The organism is Sphingobacterium sp. SG20118, from assembly GCF_044740685.1.
Classification (GTDB): domain Bacteria; phylum Bacteroidota; class Bacteroidia; order Sphingobacteriales; family Sphingobacteriaceae; genus Sphingobacterium.
Genome location: NZ_CP172826.1, coordinates 2,581,149 through 2,606,038 on the forward strand (window position 1 = coordinate 2,581,149; position 24,890 = coordinate 2,606,038).

A 24,890-nucleotide genomic window follows, 5' to 3' on the forward strand; every position below is an offset into this window, starting at 1 on the left:
AAATAAAATTCAGGATTTTACACCGATTCAAAAAAGCCTAATTTCATTTACCATCAGCCTAGTTACAGTAGCCATCAGCAGCTGGTACGGAATCAATCTAATCATGACTACGCTACTTTTTTGGATAACCTTCTGTATGAGCTACAGCGCCTTGTCCTGGTATATCTTTTACCAGATGCCCGTGACTCAGATTATTAAAAAAGCCGCTTCTGAAGATGGTAGCCGCTTATTTGTTACCATATTCATACTTTTGGCTAGTTTCACTTGCTTATTTGCCGTACTTCTCATTATTATAGCAGATACTAGAAACCGACATGTCCAAAGGGCTTAGCATTGGTATCTGCGTTATGAGCATCATCAGCTCTTGGTTTCTAGTCCATACCACCTATGTTTTTCATTATGCTCATTTATTCTATGCCGAAGGCTCCCCTGGAAAAGGCTTGGATTTCCCCGGAAGTGAAAAACCTGACTATGTAGATTTTGCCTATTTCTCATTTGTACTTGGCTGTACATTCCAAGTATCAGATGTCGAGGTATCATCTCGAAAGATCAGAAGAGTTGTTTTATTCCATGGTCTACTTGCATTTGCACTCAATACATTTGTAGTAGCGCTCACCATCAACATCATTTCAGGCCTGATACACTAAAAAGTTTGCCATATACCGCCTTCTGCTAAACATAGGCTCACTTATGATAAAGTAAACATGTTAATGAAAAACCAACTTTCTATACTCCGAATAAAACAACAATATACGCTATTGTATTCCAACCATAAAGAAGAGACCAATAAACTTATATAAATTCTAACACATATAAGAAACGCACACATCGAGCGATGTTGTGCGTTTCAGAATTGAAAGGGAAATTGAAAGGAAATCTTATAAATAATGCTCCAAGTTGCACCACGTGCTTCTGAAGATTATAATCATTTCATTTATGGAAAGTTTTAACAGAACTTTCCATAAAAAATGAGCGAACAATCAAATATAATACGATATAACCATCATACTCCATAAATGGAGATGAAAAAAGTGATATTCCATAAAAACAAGTGTAATTTCATGTATAAATATTAAAAAATACTATAAAATCAAACATAAATATTAAAAAATATCATTATTTATAATTTATCGCAAAAAAAAGAACTAAACTTAAAAATAATAACCAAAAACTGAAATAAATATCAAATTAACATCATATATTATTTCTATTTTTAAATCAATAACCAAATTAAGGTAAAATTTGTGTAATTACCAACTACTATTTCTATAATTATTAAAAAAAACAAACAAAACATTCAAATAAATCAAATAAAAATATAAAATATGCACATATGATAAAATAAATAGCCAAAAAAAAGGGGGTAAATATAAAATTTACCCCCTTTTTGTAAAATATATAAGAAAAACTACATTTGTTTATCTAATTTTTCAGCTAAAACCGATTTAGGCACTGCGCCAATCTGTTTATCAACAATTTCACCATTTTTGAAGAATAATAAAGCAGGAATGTTACGGATACCGAAACGAACCGATATTTCTGGATTTTCATCCACGTTTACTTTACCGATTACCGCTTTATCACCGTAATCATTTGCCAATTCTTCTACAATTGGACCTACCATACGACATGGACCACACCATTCTGCCCAAAAGTCAACTAATACTGGTTTTTCCGATTTCAATACAACTTCTTCAAAGTTGCTATCTGTAATTTCTAAAGCCATACTCTTATTTTTTTAACCGAAGTTATTTGATAAATATTATTTACTCATTTATAAAACAAACTTAGATAAAATTGTTTTATTTACCATTGTAATTGTGTCATAAATAAACAATTTTATCGATTTCTTCTCTACCATCAAGAACTATTATGAAAAAGGAGATCTAAAAAAGATGTCCGTAATCTTAAATCGACAACATTTAATTCAATCGATAATTTACCCCTTCAAACCGCTCAATCGCATCTAAAAATTCATTTGTCAAATTGATACGTTTCAATTTGGATGGCATTTCAATTGAAATTTCATCCTGTGGGTCGAAAATTTTGAAACGCAGTTGACAATTAGGTACAACACCCTCAATTTCATTTGCATCCAACACTTGTTTCATCTCTTCTAAAAAGATATCATTCAATGCTGGGAGCGCTATATTTATCGTGAAAATTTTCGCCATTTTTTCCCTTAAATCCGACAATAGCTGAATGGCCTTAATCTCAAAACCCCAGTTACCCACCTGTTTAAATCGCTCCTGCACCAAACCACGAAGTTGAACAAAATAGCCTTCCTCCAAATAGCCTTTAAACTTCACATAATCCTCACCAAATACCATAATTTCATAAGAATCAGAGTAATCCTCAATGATAAATGAGCCAAAAGGTTTTCCAGACTTCGCTATTCGATGATTCGCGAGTGCAATAATCCCCCCAATGACAACTTCTTTATTTTTGATCCGATTAAAATCTAACAGAACATCCTCCTCCACTTCAGAAGCTTTCACCTTATTGATCAATTGCAGATCACTCACTTTATTCTGACAGAAATGCTTGATTTCAAATTTATAATTATCCAAAGGATGACTCGTCAGGTAAATACCAATCACTTCTTTCTCGTATTTCAACTTCTCGATAAGACCCCAAGGTGGACACGACATCAAAACAGGTTCCGGAAGATCTGCCATTCCCTCCCCTCCAAATAAGCTCGCTTGAGCAGAATTTTCATTTTCTTTAAAACGCTGCGCAAATTTGATTGCCTTCTCCAATCCGGTCGAGTTATCCTCTGCATGGAAATATTGCGCACGATGCATATTTTGAAAACCATCAAAACCACCGGCATAAGCCAAACTCTCAAATGCTTTTTTATTGGCTGCACGTAGATCGATACGTTTTGCTAAATCAAAAACTGATTTATAAGGTCCTGAAGCACGCGTCTGTACAATGGTATCTACTGCTCCTGCCCCAACACCTTTTACAGCACCCATCCCAAATCGAATTGCACCACGGTCGTTCACCGTAAACTTATAGTGGGACTCATTTACATCCGGGGCCAATACTTCCAATCCCATTCGCTTACACTCCTCCATAAAGAAGGTGACCTGCTTAATATCGTTCATGTTATTAGAAAGTACAGCTGCCATATATTCAGCTGGAAAATGTGCTTTCAAATAAGCCGTTTGATAAGCGATCCATGCATAACAGGTAGAGTGCGACTTATTAAAGGCGTAACTTGCAAATGCCTCCCAGTCGGTCCAGATTTTTTCCAGAACTTTCGGATTATGGCCTTTTTCCTCTGCTTGGGCAATAAACTTCGGCTTCATCTTATCCAAGACAGCCTTTTGCTTTTTACCCATGGCCTTACGTAAAACGTCGGCATCACCTTTAGAAAATCCCGCTAATTTTTGCGAAAGGAGCATTACCTGCTCTTGGTACACACTAATACCGTAAGTCTCTTGCAGATACTCTTCGCAAGCATCCAAATCATATACAATAGGTTCCGTACCGTGCTTACGCTTAATAAAACTCGGGATATTCTCCATTGGACCGGGTCTATAAAGCGCATTCATCGCGATTAAATCTGCAAAAACAGTAGGTTTCAAATCCTTCATATGTTTCTGCATACCAGGTGACTCATACTGAAACACTCCGACAGTTTCTCCCCTTTGGAATAACTCGTAAGTCAACAAATCATCGATTGGAAACTCATCCGGATCTAACTCGAGCCCATTGCTCAGCTTAACATTTGCAACCGTATCCTTAATCAAGGTCAACGTTTTCAAACCCAAAAAATCCATTTTCAGCAATCCTGCAGACTCAACAACCGAGTTATCAAACTGCGTCACATACAGATCCGAGTCTTTTGCCAACGAAACCGGAACAAAATTCGTGATGTCATCCGGAGTGATGATAACCCCACAAGCATGGATTCCAGTATTACGCATTGACCCCTCCAATACACGCGCCTGTTTAATGGTTTCAGCTTCTAGACCAGCACCTTCAGATATGGCTATTAAACGATTGACAGCCTCCAATTCATCCGCACGCAACGTTTCTTTCAAAGCCTTTTCATCCATATTAAAGATCTTGGCCAATTTCAGGTTTGGAATCAATTTAGCAATTTCATTAGCCTCTTGTAAAGGTAAGTCCAATACCCGCGCGGTATCCTTTATAGAAGATTTCGCAGCCATTGTACCATAGGTGATAATTTGGGCAACTTGTGACGCACCATATTTATCAATAACATACTGCATCACACGTCCACGTCCCTCATCGTCAAAGTCAATATCGATATCGGGCATTGAAACACGATCCGGATTTAAGAAGCGCTCAAATAGCAAATCATACTGAATAGGATCTAAATTGGTAATACCTAAACAATAAGCAACAGCAGAACCCGCTGCGGAAACCACGCCCAGGCCCAACGGAGACCCCCATTCTGCGCGCTTCTGCAATAAAATCCTGTACAATTAAGAAATAACCAGGATAACCTGTCTTTTCAATAACAGTCAACTCAAAGTCCAAGCGCTCCATAATAGCATCGGTCACACCGTCCTTATAACGGCGTTTAGCACCCTCAAGCGTCAGATACCTTAAGTATTTATTTTCTCCCCTTTTACCTTTGTCCTGTTGATCCTCTTCAAACTGAAACTCCACAGGAATATCAAATGCAGGCAATAAAACATCGCGATATAAAGTAAAGATCTCAATCTTGTCAACGATATCTTGAATATTGATGATAGCTTCGGGCACATCTTTAAATATTTTCTTCATTTCTGCAGCAGGTTTGAAGTAATATTCTTGATTAGGCAATCCAAAACGAAATCCACGACCACGACCCTTTGGTGTACTTAACTTTTCACCGTCTTTCACGCACAACAAAATATCATGCGCATGTGCATCCGCTTGGTTGATATAATAAGTATTATTGGTCGCAATCAATTTCACATCATGCTTGCGTGCCAAACTAATCAATGTCGTATTTACCCGATCCTCATCCTCCTGACCATGGCGCATCAATTCCATGTAAAAATCAGATCCAAATTGCTCTTTCCACCAAAGCAAAGCTTCCTCAGCTTGATTTTCACCAATATTGAGCACCTTATTTGGCACCTCACCTTGTAAATTACCCGACAAGACGATTAAATCCTCCTTATATTGTTCAACGACCTTTCTATCGATACGGGGTACATAATAAAAGCCCTCCGTATAGGCTACAGATGCCATCTTTGCGAGATTATGATAACCTTTTTTATTCTTAGCCAAAAAGACAATCTGATAACCGTTATCTTTTCTCTTCTTGTCAAAGTGGTCGTCACATACGAAAAACTCACAGCCAACAATAGGCTTGATTATCTTCTCAGTAGGACTCTCTCCAGCAGCTTCTAACTCTTCATTTTTAGCTTTCGCAGCCTTATTATGATCACCAACCTTGGACACAAAGTGAAATGCACCCATCATATTACCATGATCTGTTAGCGCAACAGCAGGCATCCGGTATTTAGCAGCTGTATCTACCAGATTAGCAATAGAGATTGTAGATTGAAGCACCGAAAATTGAGAGTGATTATGCAAATGCGCAAAATCTGCATTTTCAAAATCGTTCAGCACATCATGGTCGATGACGATATTTTGCTCACCACTTGGTTTATTACGTTTGCGGATTTCATCTGAAGCTGCTTTTAGATTCACATGCTTCAATCCGACAGTTGGGATTACAATAGGATTATTTTGCTTAAAATCAACAAAATAACCTGTATCCGCCTGTAACTGATCAAGGGTAAAAACTTCTCTCCTTACCAATTCGAAGAAACAACGAGTTGTTGCCTCCACATCGGCCGTAGCGTTGTGCGCTTCGGCAAAAGGCACACCAAAAAGGTAAGAATGGAGTTCCGTTAAATTAGGCAATTTAAACCGACCACCACGACCTCCAGGTAATTGCAGTAAGCCTGCAGTTACTTCCGTACAAGTATCCAAAATAGCCATATCACCCATTGGCGACTCGACATCATAGCGATAAAACTCACAGCCCATGATATTGAGGTCAAAACCAATATTTTGCCCCACTACAAACTTAGCTTTTGCCAATGCAGCATTGAATTTCACTAATACGTCTTGAATTGGAACACCCTGTTCGGCAGCCAATTCAGTCGATATACCATGAATTTTCTCGGAATCGTAAGGAATATTATAACCATCTGGTTTAATCAAGTAATCCTCATGCTCCAGCAGGTTACCCATATCGTCGTGCAACTGCCAAGCTATTTGAATACATCTCGGCCAATTATCAGTATCTGTAATCGGCGCATCCCAACGTTTGGGCAATCCTGTTGTTTCCGTATCAAATATAATGTACATACCTTCTTCTTTTATCCTTTTCTAAACAGCTAAAAATCAAGCCATAACAACCACAAAAATAACACTAAATTGCTATTTTCAAAAGTCTACTAATTTACAAAATTATTCCTCACTTAAACTGGAAAATGCGTCATTTTTAAAAAAATTGCACGCTATATTTTTTCGGATTACGACCATCAATTCTTTGGTATTTATCAATTCCAAATACATCATCATGACTACGAGCTTATTCCATTTTTTTAAAAGCTTTATTGAGCTCTGAAACAGCACGGTTTAATTCATCTTCCGTTAAAGAGGCGAAGCCAAAACGAAAAGCATTCTGTTCGACAGCTATTCGAGCAATTTTCAATGAACGATTAAGCTGCAATTTCTCAATTGAAAATTCAGGTCTCAATATCAACCATATAGCCATGCCTCCAGAAGGCAGGTCATATGTAAGATAATCCCCCAGCTGTTTTTGCAATAACAAATCAAGATAGTCGCGTCTTTGATGGTAGCATTTCTTCGCTTTCTTCAAGTGCCGCTTCAGATCTCCCTCCTTGATCAACTCAGCCAAAGCCAATAATTTCAAACTTCACTCAACAGTCAAGGTCGCCGTTGTCAGATAATGATCGTGTGGTACGCATCCCGATTACCGTGGTCAGGGACTATCCATTGCTTTGATCGGTCGCAATAAACTTTGGTGCGATGAGACCGATGCATGTGGATTGATGTTGGAAACCGAAAAAACAAATGATGTGGGTAATAGATTGTACCCGCGATGTGGATTCGAATATGATGGCCAGCACAATTACTATCATTGGTGGAAATAACCTATGGTGGGTGGCGGACGTAAAGCGTTCGTCATTCTTCCACTATGTATTCCCGAAAATATCCGAAAAATTAATAAATTGCCACCATGAATATTTCTGATCTAATCATCAACAAAAAAGAACAAACCGAACTGGCTGATATTTTCCTCCACACTGAAAATCAAGAGGCCATTCAGCAATTGATAAAAGAGCACATCTATAGCACCGAACTCCTTCAGTATGGACTTCCAGTAAACAATAAAGTCTTATTACATGGTAGTTCTGGATGCGGGAAGACCACCACTGCCAAGGCCATTGCCCAAGCACTAGACAAGCCAATCTTGATCCTCAACCTCAGCACGATAGTTTCTGCGCGCATTGGAGAAACATCACAAAATATCAAACAGGTATTTGATAAGGCAGGACGTGAGCGATCCGTTCTTTTTTTAGATGAATTTGATCAAATTGCCAAAGCAAGGGGCAACGACGACAAGGATGTGGGTGAAATGAGACGCTTGGTCAACACGTTGATCCAGCTCATCGACTATCTTCCTCAAACAGCCCTATTGATTGCTGCAACCAACCATGCGGAAATTATCGACAAAGCGCTGTTACGTAGGTTTCAATTGCAAATCAGCTACAACTTGCCGACTCACACAGAACTTGACAAATATTACGATAAACTAAGTCAACAGTTCCCTCTTGAAATCAAACAATTTCAACGTAAATACGATATTTCATATGCTGAGGCCAAAGATCATGCCTACACACAAATCAAAGCCAGTCTCATTGCCAAACTAGAACGAGATTAACCTAGGATATACGAGACATAATAATATACTAAAAAACCTCTATATCAGTTCAAGAGGAATAATAAAAAAAGAGATTGCAGAAGGCGCTACAATAAAATAAGAACATAAAAAAAGGCCTTCCTGAGGAAAGCCTTTTATATCATGTTATTAGATCGTCTTATTTTTCATCTAAGATAACCACCTCAACACGTCTATTTCTTTGACGTCCTTCAGGTGTTTTATTATCAGCTACAGGTTTAGTCTGACCAATACCCTTAGCGGAAATGCGTGCACCAGAAATACCAGCATCCGTCAAAAATTTCTTTACCGAATTAGCCCTTTTCTCTGCCAACCATTGGTTATATTCCACAGTTCCTGTCGCATCAGTATGGCCATCAACACGGATTTTACTGCTACTTTCCTTCAAAAGTGTCGCCACTTTACTTAATTCCAATTTAGCCTTCTCAGTCAAATAAGAAGAGTTTGTAGGGAAAAGTAAATCCGAAGAAATGGTAAATTTAATACCCTCGCTTGTCCGTGTAGCATCTTCAAAATCACGTTTTACATTTTTCAAACCATCATCTGTACCATCAATACTAACGACAGCCCCTGGATTAACGATCACAGCCTGTTGTTTACATGAAAAGATAGAAAGCGAACAAAGCACAGCAACAGCTATACTATTTATTTTTTTAATCATTGATTGTTTAGATTTTTATGAAAGCCAAAACTAACTGTAAAGATATAAAAAAAAGTGAATTCTGGAGCGCTATGCCCCCTTACTTTTTCTGATAGATCTTTTTAAGTGTCGCATTTATTTCAGGTATCTGGTCATACAGTTTCCATATCAATCCAGATTTGGCATTCTCCATTAAAATAGCAACAGTAGCTTGATTCCTAGCCGTAAATCCATCCGAAACGTCATTGTTTTTCAAATCAATCCACGATCTAAATCCATATTGGGTAAAGAGTACCGGTGCATATTGCTCATAAAACTTACGTAAAGATTTTTGGCCAATTTCCTTTTCAAAAGCAACAGCGCCAATCGAAATAGCCGGGTTCACCAAATATTGGCCCAAACTATCCGCAGGATTTTGCACTCCCCAGATATCGGTATAACTAGAAACCTAAGTTCAATTCATTATCTCTTCGTTTATAAGCAAGGATATAATTGCTCGCCAATTGACCATAATCCACGTGACCATCGTACTTCCCACGGGGATCCAAGGTTAAAAATGGTCTATAAAAACCCATCATGGATGAGCTCAGATCTCCGATTTCAATTTTCTTACCATATAAAATGTGATCTTCAAAGATTAAACTATCTTCTACCTGATGCTCCTCTACCGATACCGCGTCTGGCATGATAAATTGTATATCCGATTGCACACTTGACTCATTCCCCATGATTAGAGAAGGCACAATAACTGAACTATCAGTAGAATCATACTTTCGAGCATAACCATTTTTATAACTCGCTTCACTCAAGGCAAACGTTGGCGATGACATGGCTAATAAATAAGCACTTAGTCCATCCTCCAGGCCACTTAGTTTTTTCGAATATAAATTACTATCGATTGATGACCACCTGTCAATAAGCGCATCGGGATTTGAGCTGGAAGTATATTTAGTCCAATTGGCACGTCGCCATAACGCCGTTACCGCTTCGCGGAAAGATTTTTCCTGCGATTCGTCTTTAAAGAAATATTCGCGTGCTACAAGCATCGCTTCCAATAAAGTCGCCGTTGCCTTTACATCATATTCTTGCACATTATTACGGTAAAATGGAACACCTAGTCTACCGTCATAAAATGCAGTAAATATCCCTTCATGATGTTGCACCTTGCTCAAAAATTTCATCATTCGATCCAATCGCATTAAAACTGCTTGTCGAGAAATCTGGTTGTTTTCAACTCCTATTAAAAGAGATAGAATGGCGTAACCCGATTCTTCAATCGAAACAATAGCCCTTTTATTGGATTTGTTAGGAAGAAAAAGACCGCTGTTAATATCATAATTTTCGATAAAATAATTGACATTTGCCTGTTTGATTAAATCTGACAATTCCAAATCACTAGCAGGTTTCGCCTTAATCTCCTTGACAACTGAAAATGGTGATTCCAAATAATCGTAGTCTACCCATGCAATTTTATAATAATAAGTTTTGTCAAACTCATCAACCAAATCATAACATTTTTGCATGAATACCGGGCGAATAGCGATTGGTTTGAAATCAACATTATCCGAAGATCTATAGATTTTGATATAACGTATACTCGGAGTTAATGGCAATTGCCACTGCAACTCGACCTGCTTATCTACGCTTGACACCTGCGATAAGATAGCGCCAGAAGACAGTTTCACCCGAGATGGATTCTTAGGCAAGAACTCCACTTGGTCTAAAAATACCTGATGTGTCATTTCATCCGCCATATTTTGATGAAGCACCACTTCGGACACCGATTCACCTGCTTTCAAATTTGAAAATTTCGAAAGCGGAATTTCTACATTCAACCAAGTATCATGATCAAAATCATCAATAAAAGGAGCCAATTCTAAACTGTTCGTTTGCGAATCCCCCTGGATCAACTGGATTTTAGGCAATGACTTCGGTTTTGTATGTGCCGTTTGCACATACATTTTGATTGTCAACACATCATTAGCCAATACTTGGTAATAGACTTTGTGACGATCATTTAATAAGGTAACATTCCAGTTACCCGCGTTAGAAGACAGATAACGGAGTGAAAGCGAGTTCCCTGGAGTGAAAAACAAAGAGTCCGTACTGGGTAAATTCTTTTTAACATTCTGCACCCAACTATCTCCAGAATAGTTTACTATACTTTTAGCATAATTACCTGACAAGAGGCTGTTTTCAAACACAACCTCCGGGTAAGTTTGTGCAAACAAGCACGTTGCAGAAGAAAAAGACAAACCTATAATGAATAGTAATTTTTTTGACATATGTATAAATTGATAATTATAATCAAACAAAAAGTAAGCCATCTCTACTTTATTGAAACACAAAAGTAATAAAGCATTTCCAATGTAAATGTCATACGTAATTTTAATTTCGGAAAAAATGCACTAATTTAGCGATCTGATTTTTTCATAACAACTATATATGAAAACTACATTTGATTTTGAGAAGCCAATTGCAGATTTGCAATTGCAAATAGAAAAAGTGGAACAAGTAGCCGTAAAGACTAAAGTCGATATGAGTGCTACTGTGTTGGAACTAAAAGAAAAATTAGCGAACGCTGAAAAAGAAATATACGGTAATTTGTCTGGTTGGGAAAATGTGCAGATGTCACGTCACCCCGAGAGACCCCAAACATTCGATTACATTAACATGATCTGTGATGATTTTATCGAATTGCATGGAGACCGTACCGTAAGAGATGATAAGGCGATTGTTGGCGGATTCGCCTCTATCGGTGGACAATCTGTTATGGTTATCGGTCATCAAAAAGGAAAAAATACAAAAGAGCGTCAATACCGCAATTTTGGTATGGCAAATCCTGAAGGGTATCGTAAAGCACTTCGTTTAATGAAAATGGCAGAGAAATTCAACAAACCTGTAGTCACATTGATTGATACCATGGGTGCTTATCCAGGTCTAGAAGCAGAAGAAAGAGGTCAAGGTGAAGCCATTGCGCGCAACCTACTGGAGATGTCGGTCTTAAAAGTTCCGATTATCTGTGTCGTGATCGGTGAAGGCGCTTCAGGTGGTGCATTGGGTATCGGTATCGGTGACCGTGTATACATGTTGGAGCACACTTGGTATTCGGTGATCTCTCCTGAGTCTTGCTCCTCTATCCTATGGAGAAGTTGGGATCATAAGGAGAAGGCTGCAGAAGCGTTGAAATTAACCTCTAAAGACATGCTGGGTAATGGTCTTATTGATGGTATCATCACGGAGCCATTAGGTGGAGCACACCAAAATCCAGAATTAGCGGCAGAATACCTGAAAGCAAAATTAGTAGAAGATTTAGCGATTTTGATCGCTAAGGATAAAGATGTTTTGGTAGACGAACGTATTGCGAAATTCAGCAACATGGGTGTAGTTGTCGAATAACAAACGCCTATGGAGCAAATAAAAGGGACGATTCAATCAGAATCGTCCCTTTTGTTTTGGATTTCACACCCATCCATTCACCTTACAAGAAAAATAAACTTTTAAAAGAGAATACGTTACAACATATTTAAAAAAAAATAGCCAATATATTTGTCCTATATGGTAGATTTTTCTACCTTTGCATCACTCCAAACAACGAAGGAAACTTCTAACAATTAGAGTACGATTCAGTAGCTCAGCTGGTAGAGCAATACACTTTTAATGTATGGGTCCTGGGTTCGAATCCCAGCTGGATCACAAAAAAGCTTAATCGAAAGATTAGGCTTTTTTTGTTTCCAATGGGATGAGAACAGAAGCTTGGGGATGGGTTCGTACACACCTACCTATAACTTAAAGTAATCAATATTTCAAAAAGTTCACATATAGCTTAGATCAAAAGACAGTAAGAAGAATATTGGAATAGTTATTAGCTATAAAAGAGTTTAGTGATTAATGGCTATTAGAGAGATGTTTCCGTAAATAAGCTGCTGTTACAGACAAATTATCTTTCAATAAATCAGAAACCGTTCCCGTAAATAAAATTTCTCCACCATATTTACCTGCACCAATTCCAACATCAATAACCCAGTCAGCTTGGGCAATAACATCGAGATTGTGTTCTATAACTATCACGGAATTATTATGATCAACCAAATCATTTATAAGACCCATGAGCTTTACGGTATCACTAGGATGTAAACCTGTGCTTGGTTCATCAAGGACGATTATTTTATTGGAGCATTTCAGCTCTTTCGATAATTTGAGACGTTGCCTTTCGCCACCTGAAAAACTGTCCAAACGTTGTCCCAAAGTAAGGTAACTCAAACCTAATTTAATCAACATACTAAAGGAGTCGTAATACAATTTATCAGGAAAAAAATCGATTGCTTCTTCAACTGTCATCTCCATTATTGCAACAATATTTTTATTATTGTATAGATATTTTAAGACATCTGGTTTAAACCCCGAGCCTCCACAAACTTCACAAGGTTGTTCTATGTCATCCATAAATGCCAAATCAATTTTTTCCACTCCATTTCCTTTGCAATTTTTACAAGCGCCTTCACTGTTTCTACTAAAAAGTTTATTGGACACATGGTTTGCTGTTGAAAAACGTTTTCTTATATCATCAGATAAATTTAGATATGTAAGTAAATTGGAACGAATACTCGCTGCAAATAAGCTTTGGTCAATAATTGTTACTTCAGGATAAAATTTAGGTAATTCTTTATTAATTAATGTACTCTTACCAGAACCCGCTACGCCTGTTACTACTGTTAAAACATTATGAGGGATTTCTACATGGATATTTTTTAGATTATAAAGATTGGCGTTTAAAATTTCAAAACACCCCTTTTTATGTCTAGGATTATGATTGATTTCAGGTGTTTTTGCAAAATAGGAGCCTGTTATTCCCTTCGAATTTTTCAAGCCGTTAAAGGTACCCTCGTAAATAATCTCTCCACCTTTCGTTCCAGATTTCGGTCCCATATCTATAACCCAATCAGCTATTTTAATTAAATCAGGATCGTGTTCAACAATTAAAATTGTATTGCCTTTATCCCTTATTTGTCTAATGATTGAAGAGATGTTTTGTAAATCCTTAGGATGAAGTCCTATACTAGGTTCATCAAATATATAGAGTAAGTCAGTTAGATTATTACCTAGATTTCGAACCATTTTTATTCTTTGGCTTTCACCTCCCGACAAGGTATCTGTTCTTCTATCTAGCGTCAAATATTGCAATCCTATGTCAACGATACTTTGAAGTTTCTTTTTAATCTCAACAAGAATAATCTCAAAAGTTGTAGCTTGCAGCGAATCGATAAAGTCTAAAAGTTCATCTATTGAAAGTGCTGTACAGTCGGAAATATCTTTACCATTAATTTTACAAGATAATATTGTATTATTTAATCTTTTACCACAACACAAAGGGCAGATTTTTGTTGTAATTATAGTATTCAAAGCTTCTTTTCGAATAATATTCTCCTTTGATTGTTTTTTTAGAAATGCATGCTCAATTCTAGAGATTAATCCTTCATATTTTACTGTTTTCCCCCATTCTCTACTTGGATTCTTAGGCTTATGCTCTGAAGCGTTCAGAAGCATGTCCCATTCCTTCGAAGTATAATCTTCTAACTTTTTATCGTTGTCAAAATAGCCAGATAGTGTATATCGCAATAACCTATAACCACCCGGTTGGAAAGTTGGAAATACTATAGCACCATCATTTAAAGATTTTTGTTTATCTATCAAAGTATCTACATTAACAGTTTGTACAAACCCAAGACCTTCACATTCACCACACATTCCCAACGGATTATTAAATGAAAACACATTAGAATAACCTACAAAGGGTTTTCCCATTCGAGAGAAAAGTAACCTTAATGAAGCATACAGATCTGTAGCAGTACCTATCGTGGACCTAGCATTCCCTCCTAACCTCTTTTGATTGATTAGGATCGGAACATTCAAATTTTCAATTTTATCTACATCAGGAACTCCAATGTGCTGTAAACGATTTCTGATAAAACTGCCCTGTGTTTCGTTGAACTGTCGCTGCGCTTCAGCCCCTATTGTTTCAAAGACTAATGAAGATTTCCCTGAACCGGAAACACCTGTAAAAACTGTAATCTTGTTTTTAGGTATTTTTAGTGAAATATTCTTCAGATTATTCTGTTTTGCATTTGTTACTATAATATCCTTCATAATAATTAACTTTGATAACAGTTAACTAAGTTAACTAATCTCAAATGACGAACAAAGACGAAACTAACGTAATTCCTTAATCCGGGAGAAGCTTATATTGTTTTTCTACCATTATCGATCTTCTATTAAAGAATATTAAAAATGAATCTCAAAAGCATCATTCCCGACAAATCAATAGATTTATTTGTTAAAAACATTTGGATATTTGAGCATGATGAAAATAAACACACTTCTCTACCATTTTTCGCAGACGGCTATCCAGGACTGATCTTTCATCAGTCTGAACAGGGCTTAACAGTTAATCCTCAAAATAAAAAAATGCCTACATTATTTCTGTATGGGCAAACAATAAATCCAATAACACTTGAAATAAGTGGCGCTTATAAAATCATTATCTTTCAATTCTATCCATTTGTATTGAAGATACTTTTTAATATTCTTCCACGAAGTATTCACGATAATTGTTGTGATATGACAGAAATAATCGAAAATAACTTCTTGAATATCGATAAAATTCTGGTCAACTCCTCTTCTCTTAAGGAGCAAGTGCAAGCCATCTCTAATATGATAATGTGGTTTGCAGAGAGAAAAACTAAAAATATTGACACAAGTGTTGCATCTGCTGTGAAAGACATCACTCAAAGTAAAGGGCAACTAAATATTCAATTAGTCGTACAAAAAACAGGATTGAATACGCGAACATTCGAACGACGTTTTCTTAATGAAACTGGACTTACAGCTAAGCAATTTGCTAAAATAATTCAGTTCCAATCATCCATGACACAGCTTTCATCGAAAGACTATTCCAAGCTTACGGATATCGTGTATCAAAATGGTTTCGCCGATCAGTCTCATTTTATTCGTGTTTTCAAAGTTTTCACCGGAAAAACACCAAAATATTTTAAAAATAAGTAGTAAATGTCGTTTTTGTTCTATTTCAGATCACTGCTATTCCACAATTTTGCTGTGTAAACTTAAAAATAGCATATGATGAAGATTGTTGTATTTGGTGCAACTGGTTCCGTAGGATTGGAAGTTGTTAAGCAAGCACTAGCAAAAGGGTACGAAGTAACCGCTTTTGTACGTAATCCTGAAAAACTATCAAAATTGAATCAGCAAAACCTGCGGATTTTTAAAGGTAATGTACTAAACATCAAGGAGGTTGAAAATGCTATAGCAGAGCATGATGCAGTGCTGTGTGCATTAGGCGACGGTCGTGATGGCAAAATTAGAGGAGCGGGAACACATAACATTATTCAAGCAATGGATAAATGCAATGTTAACCGCTTCATCTGTCTATCAACCCTCGGTATTGGTGACAGCTACGGAAACCTTAATTTTATTTGGAAACATATCATGTTTGGTTTCCTTTTGAAATCGGCATTCAATGACCACAAATTGCAAGAAAATTATATTTGGAAAAGCCAATTGAAATTTACGATAGTAAGACCTAGTGCATTAATAGATGGAGTGATAACCAGCGATTTCAAGATAGGGTTTGATGCCGATTATAAAAATTTAAATCTAAAAATTTCGAAAGAAAATGTCGCTAATTTTTTATTACACCAACTGCATAGTGACGACTATTCAATGAAAGCTGTAAGTATTTCTAACTAAAATATGTAAAGTGGGCAATACTAAAAGATGAAATTAAAGAACATTTAATTCATTGACCTTAAACTTACAAAACAGAATAAAAGAAACAAAAAAGAGCTTCATACCGAAAATGAATAAAAGTGCTTAATTAATCAAAGGCTTTTAAATATTATTCTTAGTCTGATTTATCGCAATCTGTGATAAATCAGACTCTTAACCATACTCCTATTTTCTAATCAATTGAAAGTAATGATAAAAATTAGGGTAGATGCCATAAATTCAATCCCCCCAACCCTATAATTACATAAAAGAACAGCTAATTGTCGATCTGATTAAATATTATCTTAAAAACACTATTCCTTATCACAATAAGAGCAAATAAAACAAAATCACAACAAGGCGCATTAGATTCAAAAATTTAGTGGTAATTTTGCAGCAAATTTCAGATATAGGTCCCATCAGGAACTGATTTAATACAGAAGATAAAAACAACATATGAAAGGTCATTTCATGAAAAGCGAGATCATCTCGTAGATTCATTTATTACAGACAATTCAATTTCTTTTAATGAAAAACTCAAATAAGGCCATTTCAGCTGCATTGTTATCGATGATCAGTGTACAAGGTGGAGCTTCTATAGCAAAGCAGCTTTTTCCTGCCATAGGAGCAACAGGAACAAGTGTATTAAGAATTGGCCTGTCAGCAGCATTTCTTACCATTATCAATCGGCCAAAATTTTCCGCTTTTACAAAGCAACAATGGAAGTATTGTGCTATTTATGGAATCGGAATTGCCGCTATGAACCTTATTTTCTATTTAGCCATACAGCGCATCCCGCTGGGGCTGGCAGTAACAGTAGAATTTATAGGACCACTATTCTTAGCCTTATCGCTATCGCGCAAATGGATAGACGTTCTTTGGGGATTACTTGCCTGCGTCGGTATTTTATTGATCGTTCCATGGCAAAGTAATGATATTGACCTAATAGGTCTTCTTCTTGCCTTTCTAGCTGGAATATTTTGGGCCTTATACATTGTTATGGGTGGCAAAGTAACAAGTGTGATGCAAGGGAAAGATGCCGTAACCACAGGTATGTTATTCGCGACTCTGATTATTATTCCATTTGCCATATGGGATGGCGGTGTTTTTCAACTTACTCCAATCCTTTTTTTGAAAGGTTTAGGTGTGGCTATCTTATCTAGTGCCTTACCTTTTTCATTAGATTTAGTTGCCTTAAAAAGAATTCCAGCAAAAACATTCAGTATTTTAACAAGTTTACAACCGGCATTTGCAGCATTATCCGGACTGATTTTCTTGTCCGAAACCCTTACACTTATGCAATGGACTTCGGTAGCTTGTGTCATAAGTGCAAGTATAGGAGCTACCCTATTCAGTAACAGAAAAAAACAAAAAACAAGCAGCAGTTCATCCTGATACGACGAACATGTATCAAGATGAACCACTATAGTCCCAATGTGACCAAGAACTTGCTTCTATTCATAGCATACTTACATTTGACTTTCCCTCCTCTGCAAACATGTCAAGACCGTTTTGCCCGATATACTCACTGTATTGATGTCTATTTAACAGACAACAACTCTTATCAGAATCAATAGCTTAAATAAGAGTGCGACGACAATTTTCTCCCCATTTTTATCCCTAGGAACTATTCGCACAATGTATCGCATCAGGATTACACAAGAAATCTCAATCGAAAGGTTGATTTTTTTATATCCATAGGGATAAGCACAACCGCTCTTCTTAATATCGATATAAAATATGTACTTTGGCAACCTTAAAGTTTGGAACATATGTCCATCAGTGAAATTGCAAAACATTTAAAAGTATCCAAATCGACCGTATCATTGGTCATAAATGGAAAAGCGGAGAAAAGCAGAATCAGTAAGGCGTTAACACAGCGCATATTGGAATATATTGAAGAGATAGGGTACAAACCCAATGCCTTAGCGAAAAGTTTAGCAACCGGAAAGTCTAGAACAATAGGTCTAATTGTTGAGAACATCGGTGATTCATACTTTGGGCCAATAGCGCTATATATCGAGGAATATTTAAGAAAATACGAGTATCAGGTCTTATATAGCAGCACCATGGGGGATAATAAACTGGCAGCTGAAATCGTACAAACGATGTTGGATAAACACGTGGATGGAATAATTCTATCCCCAACAGATGGCATTCAGGAAGAGGTGCAGCGAATTATTAAAGGCGGTACCCCTATCGTATTATTTGACAGAAAGATTCCTGGTATTGACACCAATTTTGTGGGCACCAACAATTATGAAGCCAGTAGCGCAGCTATTCAACATTTACTAGAACAGGGTTACTCCAACATTGGGATGGTAACGATAGACTCTCAGCAGCCCCAAATGCAAGATAGGCTTCGAGCCTATCAAACAGTTCTCGAACAATGGGGCTATAAGCCGCAAGTTTGTTTAACAACCTTTCGTGAAAAGAAAGATTATGGCTGGAAAGAAATATTAGAATGGTTAGAAAACAACCCCCAATTGGACGCACTTTACTTCAGTACAAATTACCTATGCGTCATGGGAATAAAAGCCATTCAAAACCTGAAGAGAGATCCAAAATTAGCCGTGATTGCCTTTGATGATCATGAGATATTCGAACTTCTGCAGCCTCAGATTTCCTGTATCCGCCAGCCCTTGGAAAAGATTGCAAAAAGCATTGTACACATACTTCTAGACCAGTTAAAGGATAAAAATAAAGCTATTGTCGAAGACATAATAGCATCAGAACTACAAATAAGAAAAAGTTCCTTGTAAAAAAAATTGGAGAATTTACTTAAATTCTCTAGCTTTACCCTATGGGCAAAACCGGTTTTGCCCATAATTATAAATCAACCATTATAAAACCATGCCTAATATAATTAATTTGAATGCACCGCATTCTTTTGATATATCTATCTCTGGTAAAACAGATTTGTATATCTTTTTCATAACGACATACAAGAGACAGAACATCATTTCTATAACAAGAGAAGCGTGTTCCAATGAAAGATAAAATCGTAATTTGTATAGATATAGGAGGGTCACATATAACTGCTGCATCCCTGAAAAAAGAATTCCATAAATTCATTCCAATAAAAAAATCAAAAGGAGCTGTGGATAGCGCAGCAAGTCGCGAAACTATTCTGGCACAATGGGATAGCATCATCCAATCCATTTGGGACGTACACAATCAAGATATCCAAAATATGATCATTGCCATACCCGGTCCTTTCGATTACGAAAATGGAATCTGTTTGATGGATGGCATGCATAAATATCAAACACTGCTGCATATGGATATCAAGTCTCACTTTCTAAAGCAATATGCAGTCCCATCCGAGAATATTAAATTCATAAATGATGCAGAAGCATTTTTATTGGGTGAAATATACCATCACAACCTTCAAAAGAAACATATTGTGGGTCTAAGTTTGGGGACAGGTCTAGGGTCAGCATGTTATAACGGCAGCGAAGTAAAAGATTTAAACTATGGATCCGCACCATTTCGAGCAGGTATAGCCGAAGATTACATCTCTACAAGAGGTATGCTCGAATACCTGCGACAACAAGGTGTCGAAGGAATTGTACATATCAAAGCATTGGTGGACACCGAAACACTAGCAAACGAACGGGCTGCTGCATTCTCTTTTCTAGCAAAAGCGCTAGTAGACTTTATAAAACTCCACATTCTACCCCTTAAACCCGATGGACTGATACTGGGAGGAAGTATCGCCAAAGCGCATCATCTTTTTCTCCCAGCTGTCCAAAAAGAGATTGATATCTCAATCTACATCGCATCTTTTAATGATTGGAATTTATTTTTAGGTTTAGCAACATCATTTAGTAACTTATGAAAAATGTTTGGAAGTATTCATTGATAGCCTCTATCGGAGGTTTTTTATTCGGTTTTGAAACTGCTGTAATTTCAGGAGCCGAACAGATTATTCAAAAACTGTGGCAGCTCGATGCTTTCTGGCATGGGCTCACAGTTTCAATATCACTAATCGGGACAATTTTCGGCGCAATCGCCGCAGGCCGGTTTTCAGAACGCTATGGTCGAAAACCTGTATTGAGTGCTATTGCCCTCCTTTATCTTGTTTCTGCCATTGGTTGTGGCATATCCCCTTTCTGGAGTATGTTCCTACTCTTTAGATTTTTAGGCGGCCTGGCTGTAGGTATCAGCTCAGTAGTAGGACCAGTCTATATTTCAGAAATATCACCAGCCAAAGATAGAGGAAAACTAACCGGTTTGTTCCAAATTATGATTGTAAGTGGAATATTTGTGGCCTACCTAACCAATTTTCTTTTCGTTAACACAGGAGAAGATGCGTGGCGGTACATGCTTGCTATCATGGCAATCCCTGCAGGGATATTTTACATATTATTAAAAAAAATACCAGAAAGCCCACGATGGCTAGCATTACATAAGGATGCAAAAGAAGCAAATGCTGTCTTCGATAGCTTAGGACAAGAGCATCTGGGGCACACTGATGGAATAGAAATCGGTAATAAGAGTATTTCCCTATGGCAAAAGAAATATTGTAAACCAATAGCATTCGCAGTCCTTCTCGCATTTTTCAACCAAATGACAGGTATCAACGCTATCCTTTACTATGCCCCACGAATTTTTGAAATGGCAGGCTTCGAAGCACAACTCAGCTACCTACAACCAATTTTCATTGGCGGTACCAATGTTGTTTTCACGTTTTTAGGAATGAGTATCATCGACAAATATGGTCGAAAGAAACTTCTTTTAATTGGAGCAATAGGCATGTTTATATTTCTAATCCTCACGGCTTTCGGCCTGAAAGAAGGTCATTCTACTTATCTATTGTTCTATATTATAGGTTTTATAGGTGCATTTGCTTTGTCCCAAGGTGCTGTTATATGGGTATTCCTAGCCGAGATATTTCCAAATGAAATACGTGCCAAAGGCTCCTCATTAGGTAGCACAACACATTGGATATTTGCAGCCATCATCTCTTGGTTATTTCCAGTTATCGTAGAGGCAGGGAAAAATGGAGGCTTTTACATCTTTCTCTTCTATGGATTCATGGTTATCCTATCTTTCGTCTTCATCCTATTCTTGCCTGAAACAAAAGGTAAAACACTGGAAGGAATAAATAATGATGTTACATAATAGACCCATCGACAGTTAAAAAAGGACGCAAATATTTTGCGTCCTTTTTTTGTAGGCATCAATTTTATTGTTTTGAAAGAGCACAGAAAGCCAATTTATTCCCCCTTATCCATCCGCTCAAAAGAAGAAAAAAAAATTTATCTCAGAATTATTGGATTTTTAAATAATATATATAGATTTGTTAAACCGGTTTAGTGATATCGCTAACGCGGTTTAGCTATCTAAGCTAAAATAACCAACATATAAACTTTTATTCACTATGTTTAAGAAGTCGAAATTATTACTTGTTTCAGGTATATTGCTATTTGGGCACCACCCCTTCATAGCCATATCCGAACCTTCTTTCCTAAAATGGACCGCTGCTCAGCAAACCATACGTGGGAAAGTTGTCGATGAAAACGGCAACCCTATTCAGGGAGCTACAGTGCTCCTCATCGGATCTACCGCTACTGCGATTACCGATACGCAAGGATCCTTTTCATTACCAGCCCGCATTGGAAACAAAATACGGGTAACGTATTTAGGTTATCAACAATCGGAAGTACAGGTAGACAGCTCCGAAATACGTATCCAAATGTCTCAGGACAATCAGTCACTGGATGAGGTAATTGTTGTAGGTTATGGAACCACCACACGTCGATCCGTTGTAGGTGCTGTGGATCAAATCAGTGCTAAAACCATTGAGAATAGACCAGTGGCCAATGTCACACAAGCTTTGCAGGGAGCTTCACCAAGTCTCAACATCCAGCAACGTAGCATGGACCCCAACGACAATACCATGAACATCAATATCAGAGGTATCTCGACTATGAATAGCAACGGACCATTAGTTGTCATCGATGGTTTGATTTCAGAATCCGGAGCCCTCAACAAGCTAAATCCTGCCGATATTGAAAGTGTTTCTGTATTGAAAGATGCGGGTACAGCGGCCATCTATGGTTCCAGGTCGGCAAACGGAGTGCTACTCGTCACCACAAAATCCGGTGTAAAAAATCGTGCACCACGAGTCAGTCTTTCTGCTATGGCCGGTATTCAGGATCCAAAAATCCTCTTTTCGCCTATAGCAGGCTACCAAAATGCGACCCTAAAGAACCTGGCCTTAACCAATATAGGAGCAGATCCCGAGTTTACACCAGATCAGATTATGGATCTCTACGACCACCGTGGAGAAGAAGAATGGAATTATGACAGGATCATGAAAGCCTCTCTCCAACAAAATCATAATGTATCCATCTCTGGTGGCGGAGAGCACTCCACCTATCTATTTTCTGGAGGCTACCTCAATCAGCGTAGCAATTTTGTTGGCAACAAGGATTACGGTATCGAACGATACAATTTACGTACGAACCTTAGCAACGAATTTGGGATATTCAAACTAAGCAGTATTTTGGCCTATTCAAGGAACAACGGTCTGAATACAACGGCAAGTAATGCCATCATCAATTCCTCACGCATTCCCTCCTATTATTATTACCGGATGCAGGCAGACAATGGTCGTTATCTAGTCAACAATGCCCTTACCGATCAGAATCCATTAGCAGAATTACGCGAAGGTGGCTATCAAAAAAAAGACAATGATTATTTCAATGCCAATATTGCATTAGATATGAAACTGATGGAAGGTCTGAAATTGCGAGGAGTCTTCGGGGCTGAACTCACCTCAGACCATCGTTTCATCCGCCGCACTCAGGTACCCCTATATGCTAGTGCCGATGCTGACAAGCCTTTAGTCTATGTCAATTCGACCAGAAATACCGAAGACTTTAACGAAAAGGTAGCTATGCTCAACTATCAATTGTTATTGGACTACAATCGGACATTTGGCAAACACGAATTGAAAGGGCTCTTCGGGGCGACCAATGAATCCTTCACACGTCGTCAGAATGAAATCAAATTGAGATTCACAGACCCTATTTTGGGTACACCGACAACAGGTACCGAAATAGACCCTTCTAGTAGGACCACACCAGAAGGTACTGAAGAAACAAGTATCACCTCCCTCATCGGTAGGTTAAACTACGCCTATGCCCAACGCTACTTTATGGAGGCCACTTTCCGCTATGATGGATCTTCGAAGTTTGCCAAGCAAAGTCGCTGGGGCTTCTTCCCTTCGCTGTCACTCGGTTGGCGCATCTCAGAAGAAAGTTTCATGGAGTCCTATAAAGAACGAGTCGGAGAATTGAAATTAAGGTCATCTTATGGGATTTTAGGGAACCAAGACATTCCACCCTACCAATACCTAACCAGATATACCCCAGCAAATAATAGTTATGGGTTTAACAATGAACCTGTGAGCGGAGCCGGTTTTACTTATGCCAATGAAGACCTGCGTTGGGAAAAAACACACAATTTCAATATCGGACTTGATGCCTCATTCTTCCAGAATAGTCTAACTGCCAGTTTCGATTATTTCCATAAAAACACCAGCGATATACTCATCACGCCAACCATACCTTCCACCTTTGGGACAGGTCCAGCAAAGACCAATATTGGCAAGATGAAAAACCAAGGTTGGGAATTCGTACTTAACTATCGTGTAAGCACAGGTGCATTCCAACATAGCCTAATGGCTAATATCGGAGATTCCCAAAATGAAGTCACCTATTTTGAAGGAAAAGAGCAGTTTTCAGAATCCGATCGGATAAGAAAAATAGTGCGCGAAGGTCTACCCTTCAATTCTTATTATGGCTATAAAGTAAAAAACTATTTCCAGAACATACAAGAAATAGAAACAGCGGCTTTACCCGTTGGTGTTGCCGCCTCCGACCTTCAACCCGGAGATGTCCGTTATATTGACCGCAACAATGATGGCGTTATCGATTCCAAAGACCGTTATGTCCTCGGAAATGCCTTTCCGCGTTACACCTTTGGGTTTACGTACGACCTGACCTATAAGAACTTCGATTTCAGCATGTTTTGGCAAGGTGTAGGCAGCAGGGATATGATGGTACGCGGTGAATTGGTCGAGCCATTCCACGAAAACTACTCCTATGCTATCTACCAGCATCAACTTGACTATTGGACTCCGACGAATACCGATGCTGCTTGGCCTAGACTAACGGCAGCAGGATCGGCCTCCACGACCAACAATTACCAAACTGAATCTGATATCTATTTATTCAATGGTCGCTACGCGAGGTTGAAAAACCTCCAAATCGGCTATTCGTTATCCCAAACAATAGCTAGTCGTCTCCACCTGCAGAAGGCTCGCATATTTGTCAATGCCCAAAATCTTTTGACCTTGAGCCTCAACTCCTGGATAGATCCAGAATCTTCAGAGTTTGATGGCAACATGTCCGGCGCAGCAAATAGTGGGCGTAACTATCCGACATTGAAATATTATGGTTTAGGTTTAGATATTCAGTTTTAAAA

Annotated in this window: 15 protein-coding genes, 1 tRNA gene and 3 pseudogenes; 12 read left to right on the top strand and 7 right to left on the bottom strand. The window is 37.9% G+C overall.

The window, feature by feature from the left end; all coding sequences use genetic code 11:
- Positions 1–136 precede the first annotated feature (136 nt).
- Positions 137–647 (top strand): annotated as a pseudogene (locus tag ACFX5U_RS12055) (DUF1345 domain-containing protein).
- 761 nt (positions 648–1,408) lie between these two features.
- On the opposite strand, the gene trxA reads toward ACFX5U_RS12055, so the two are convergent.
- From trxA to ACFX5U_RS12070, 3 genes and pseudogenes are all read right to left on the bottom strand, one after another.
- The gene (gene trxA, locus ACFX5U_RS12060) at positions 1,409–1,726 is read right to left on the bottom strand and encodes a thioredoxin (RefSeq protein ID WP_280567213.1); all 318 of its coding nucleotides are present in this window, start codon (positions 1,724–1,726) and stop codon (positions 1,409–1,411) included.
- A 196-nt stretch (positions 1,727–1,922) separates the two neighbouring features.
- Positions 1,923–6,348, bottom strand: a pseudogene (gene dnaE, locus ACFX5U_RS12065) (DNA polymerase III subunit alpha).
- Between the two features lie 226 nt (positions 6,349–6,574).
- Positions 6,575–6,904, bottom strand: coding sequence for an aminotransferase class I/II-fold pyridoxal phosphate-dependent enzyme (locus ACFX5U_RS12070; RefSeq protein WP_400260824.1), 330 nt, complete (start codon positions 6,902–6,904; stop codon positions 6,575–6,577).
- A 70-nt stretch (positions 6,905–6,974) separates the two neighbouring features.
- On the opposite strand from ACFX5U_RS12070, the pseudogene ACFX5U_RS12075 reads away from it, so the two are divergent.
- Together ACFX5U_RS12075 and ACFX5U_RS12080 are read left to right on the top strand one after the other, a co-directional pair.
- A pseudogene (locus ACFX5U_RS12075) lies at positions 6,975–7,160 on the top strand (GNAT family N-acetyltransferase); the annotation flags it as partial.
- An 86-nt stretch (positions 7,161–7,246) separates the two neighbouring features.
- Positions 7,247–7,951: an AAA family ATPase gene (locus ACFX5U_RS12080; RefSeq protein WP_400260825.1), complete on the top strand. Its 705-nt coding sequence runs from the start codon at positions 7,247–7,249 to the stop codon at positions 7,949–7,951.
- 157 nt (positions 7,952–8,108) lie between these two features.
- Here the strand turns inward: ACFX5U_RS12080 and ACFX5U_RS12085 are convergent, their stop codons facing one another.
- The 3 genes from ACFX5U_RS12085 to ACFX5U_RS12095 form a co-directional block, all read right to left on the bottom strand.
- A complete protein-coding gene (locus ACFX5U_RS12085) occupies positions 8,109–8,630 on the bottom strand; it encodes an OmpA family protein (protein ID WP_400260826.1) in 522 nt (173 codons plus the stop codon).
- Positions 8,631–8,709: 79 nt separating this feature from the next.
- Complete coding sequence (locus ACFX5U_RS12090; RefSeq protein WP_400260827.1) at positions 8,710–9,030, bottom strand: glucoamylase family protein; 321 nt, start codon at positions 9,028–9,030, stop codon at positions 8,710–8,712.
- Positions 9,031–9,049: 19 nt separating this feature from the next.
- Positions 9,050–10,894 carry a hypothetical protein gene (locus ACFX5U_RS12095; RefSeq protein ID WP_400260828.1) on the bottom strand — a complete coding sequence of 615 codons (1,845 nt, stop codon included), beginning with the start codon at positions 10,892–10,894 and terminating at the stop codon, positions 9,050–9,052.
- A gap of 160 nt (positions 10,895–11,054) precedes the next feature.
- On the opposite strand from ACFX5U_RS12095, the gene ACFX5U_RS12100 reads away from it, so the two are divergent.
- On the top strand, positions 11,055–12,008 hold the full coding sequence (locus ACFX5U_RS12100) for an acetyl-CoA carboxylase carboxyltransferase subunit alpha (protein ID WP_038698765.1): 954 nt from the start codon (positions 11,055–11,057) through the stop codon (positions 12,006–12,008).
- Positions 12,009–12,232: 224 nt separating this feature from the next.
- Positions 12,233–12,305: transfer RNA gene (locus tag ACFX5U_RS12105), tRNA-Lys, on the top strand.
- A gap of 192 nt (positions 12,306–12,497) precedes the next feature.
- On the opposite strand, the gene ACFX5U_RS12110 is transcribed toward ACFX5U_RS12105, so the two are convergent.
- A complete protein-coding gene (locus tag ACFX5U_RS12110; protein WP_400260829.1) occupies positions 12,498–14,756 on the bottom strand; it encodes an ATP-binding cassette domain-containing protein in 2,259 nt (752 codons plus the stop codon).
- Positions 14,757–14,897: 141 nt separating this feature from the next.
- Here ACFX5U_RS12110 and ACFX5U_RS12115 point away from each other — a divergent pair, with 141 nt between their 5' ends.
- The 7 genes from ACFX5U_RS12115 (at position 14,898) to ACFX5U_RS12145 (ending at position 24,888) form a co-directional block, all read left to right on the top strand.
- Positions 14,898–15,671 (top strand): helix-turn-helix domain-containing protein, encoded by a 774-nt coding sequence (locus ACFX5U_RS12115; RefSeq protein WP_400260830.1) that lies wholly within the window; start codon positions 14,898–14,900, stop codon positions 15,669–15,671.
- Positions 15,672–15,743: 72 nt separating this feature from the next.
- Positions 15,744–16,373, top strand: coding sequence for an NAD(P)-dependent oxidoreductase (locus tag ACFX5U_RS12120; protein WP_400260831.1), 630 nt, complete (start codon positions 15,744–15,746; stop codon positions 16,371–16,373).
- 546 nt (positions 16,374–16,919) lie between these two features.
- Positions 16,920–17,786, top strand: coding sequence for a DMT family transporter (locus ACFX5U_RS12125; RefSeq protein ID WP_280567200.1), 867 nt, complete (start codon positions 16,920–16,922; stop codon positions 17,784–17,786).
- Positions 17,787–18,163: 377 nt separating this feature from the next.
- Positions 18,164–19,153: a LacI family DNA-binding transcriptional regulator gene (locus tag ACFX5U_RS12130; RefSeq protein WP_280567197.1), complete on the top strand. Its 990-nt coding sequence runs from the start codon at positions 18,164–18,166 to the stop codon at positions 19,151–19,153.
- A 227-nt stretch (positions 19,154–19,380) separates the two neighbouring features.
- Positions 19,381–20,232 carry an ROK family protein gene (locus ACFX5U_RS12135; RefSeq protein WP_400260832.1) on the top strand — a complete coding sequence of 284 codons (852 nt, stop codon included), beginning with the start codon at positions 19,381–19,383 and terminating at the stop codon, positions 20,230–20,232.
- The gene (locus ACFX5U_RS12140; protein WP_400260833.1) at positions 20,229–21,518 is read left to right on the top strand and encodes a sugar porter family MFS transporter; all 1,290 of its coding nucleotides are present in this window, start codon (positions 20,229–20,231) and stop codon (positions 21,516–21,518) included. The genes ACFX5U_RS12135 and ACFX5U_RS12140 overlap by 4 nt, the downstream gene beginning before the upstream one ends.
- 259 nt (positions 21,519–21,777) lie before the next feature.
- Complete coding sequence (locus tag ACFX5U_RS12145) at positions 21,778–24,888, top strand: SusC/RagA family TonB-linked outer membrane protein (protein ID WP_400260834.1); 3,111 nt, start codon at positions 21,778–21,780, stop codon at positions 24,886–24,888.
- The last annotated feature ends 2 nt before the right edge of the window (positions 24,889–24,890 follow it).

Bases quoted from the DNA above. Each gene is read 5' to 3' on its own strand.
- ACFX5U_RS12110 (WP_400260829.1), bottom strand. From the start codon at position 14,756: ATGAAGGATATTATAGTAACAAATGCAAAACAGAATAATCTGAAGAAT.
- ACFX5U_RS12115 (WP_400260830.1), top strand. From the start codon at position 14,898: ATGAATCTCAAAAGCATCATTCCCGACAAATCAATAGATTTATTTGTT.
- ACFX5U_RS12095 (WP_400260828.1), bottom strand. From the start codon at position 10,894: ATGTCAAAAAAATTACTATTCATTATAGGTTTGTCTTTTTCTTCTGCA.
- ACFX5U_RS12145 (WP_400260834.1), top strand. From the start codon at position 21,778: ATGTTTAAGAAGTCGAAATTATTACTTGTTTCAGGTATATTGCTATTT.
- ACFX5U_RS12125 (WP_280567200.1), top strand. From the start codon at position 16,920: ATGAAAAACTCAAATAAGGCCATTTCAGCTGCATTGTTATCGATGATC.
- trxA (WP_280567213.1), bottom strand. From the start codon at position 1,726: ATGGCTTTAGAAATTACAGATAGCAACTTTGAAGAAGTTGTATTGAAA.
- ACFX5U_RS12130 (WP_280567197.1), top strand. From the start codon at position 18,164: ATGTCCATCAGTGAAATTGCAAAACATTTAAAAGTATCCAAATCGACC.
- ACFX5U_RS12120 (WP_400260831.1), top strand. From the start codon at position 15,744: ATGATGAAGATTGTTGTATTTGGTGCAACTGGTTCCGTAGGATTGGAA.
- ACFX5U_RS12085 (WP_400260826.1), bottom strand. From the start codon at position 8,630: ATGATTAAAAAAATAAATAGTATAGCTGTTGCTGTGCTTTGTTCGCTT.
- ACFX5U_RS12135 (WP_400260832.1), top strand. From the start codon at position 19,381: ATGAAAGATAAAATCGTAATTTGTATAGATATAGGAGGGTCACATATA.
- ACFX5U_RS12100 (WP_038698765.1), top strand. From the start codon at position 11,055: ATGAAAACTACATTTGATTTTGAGAAGCCAATTGCAGATTTGCAATTG.
- ACFX5U_RS12140 (WP_400260833.1), top strand. From the start codon at position 20,229: ATGAAAAATGTTTGGAAGTATTCATTGATAGCCTCTATCGGAGGTTTT.
- ACFX5U_RS12080 (WP_400260825.1), top strand. From the start codon at position 7,247: ATGAATATTTCTGATCTAATCATCAACAAAAAAGAACAAACCGAACTG.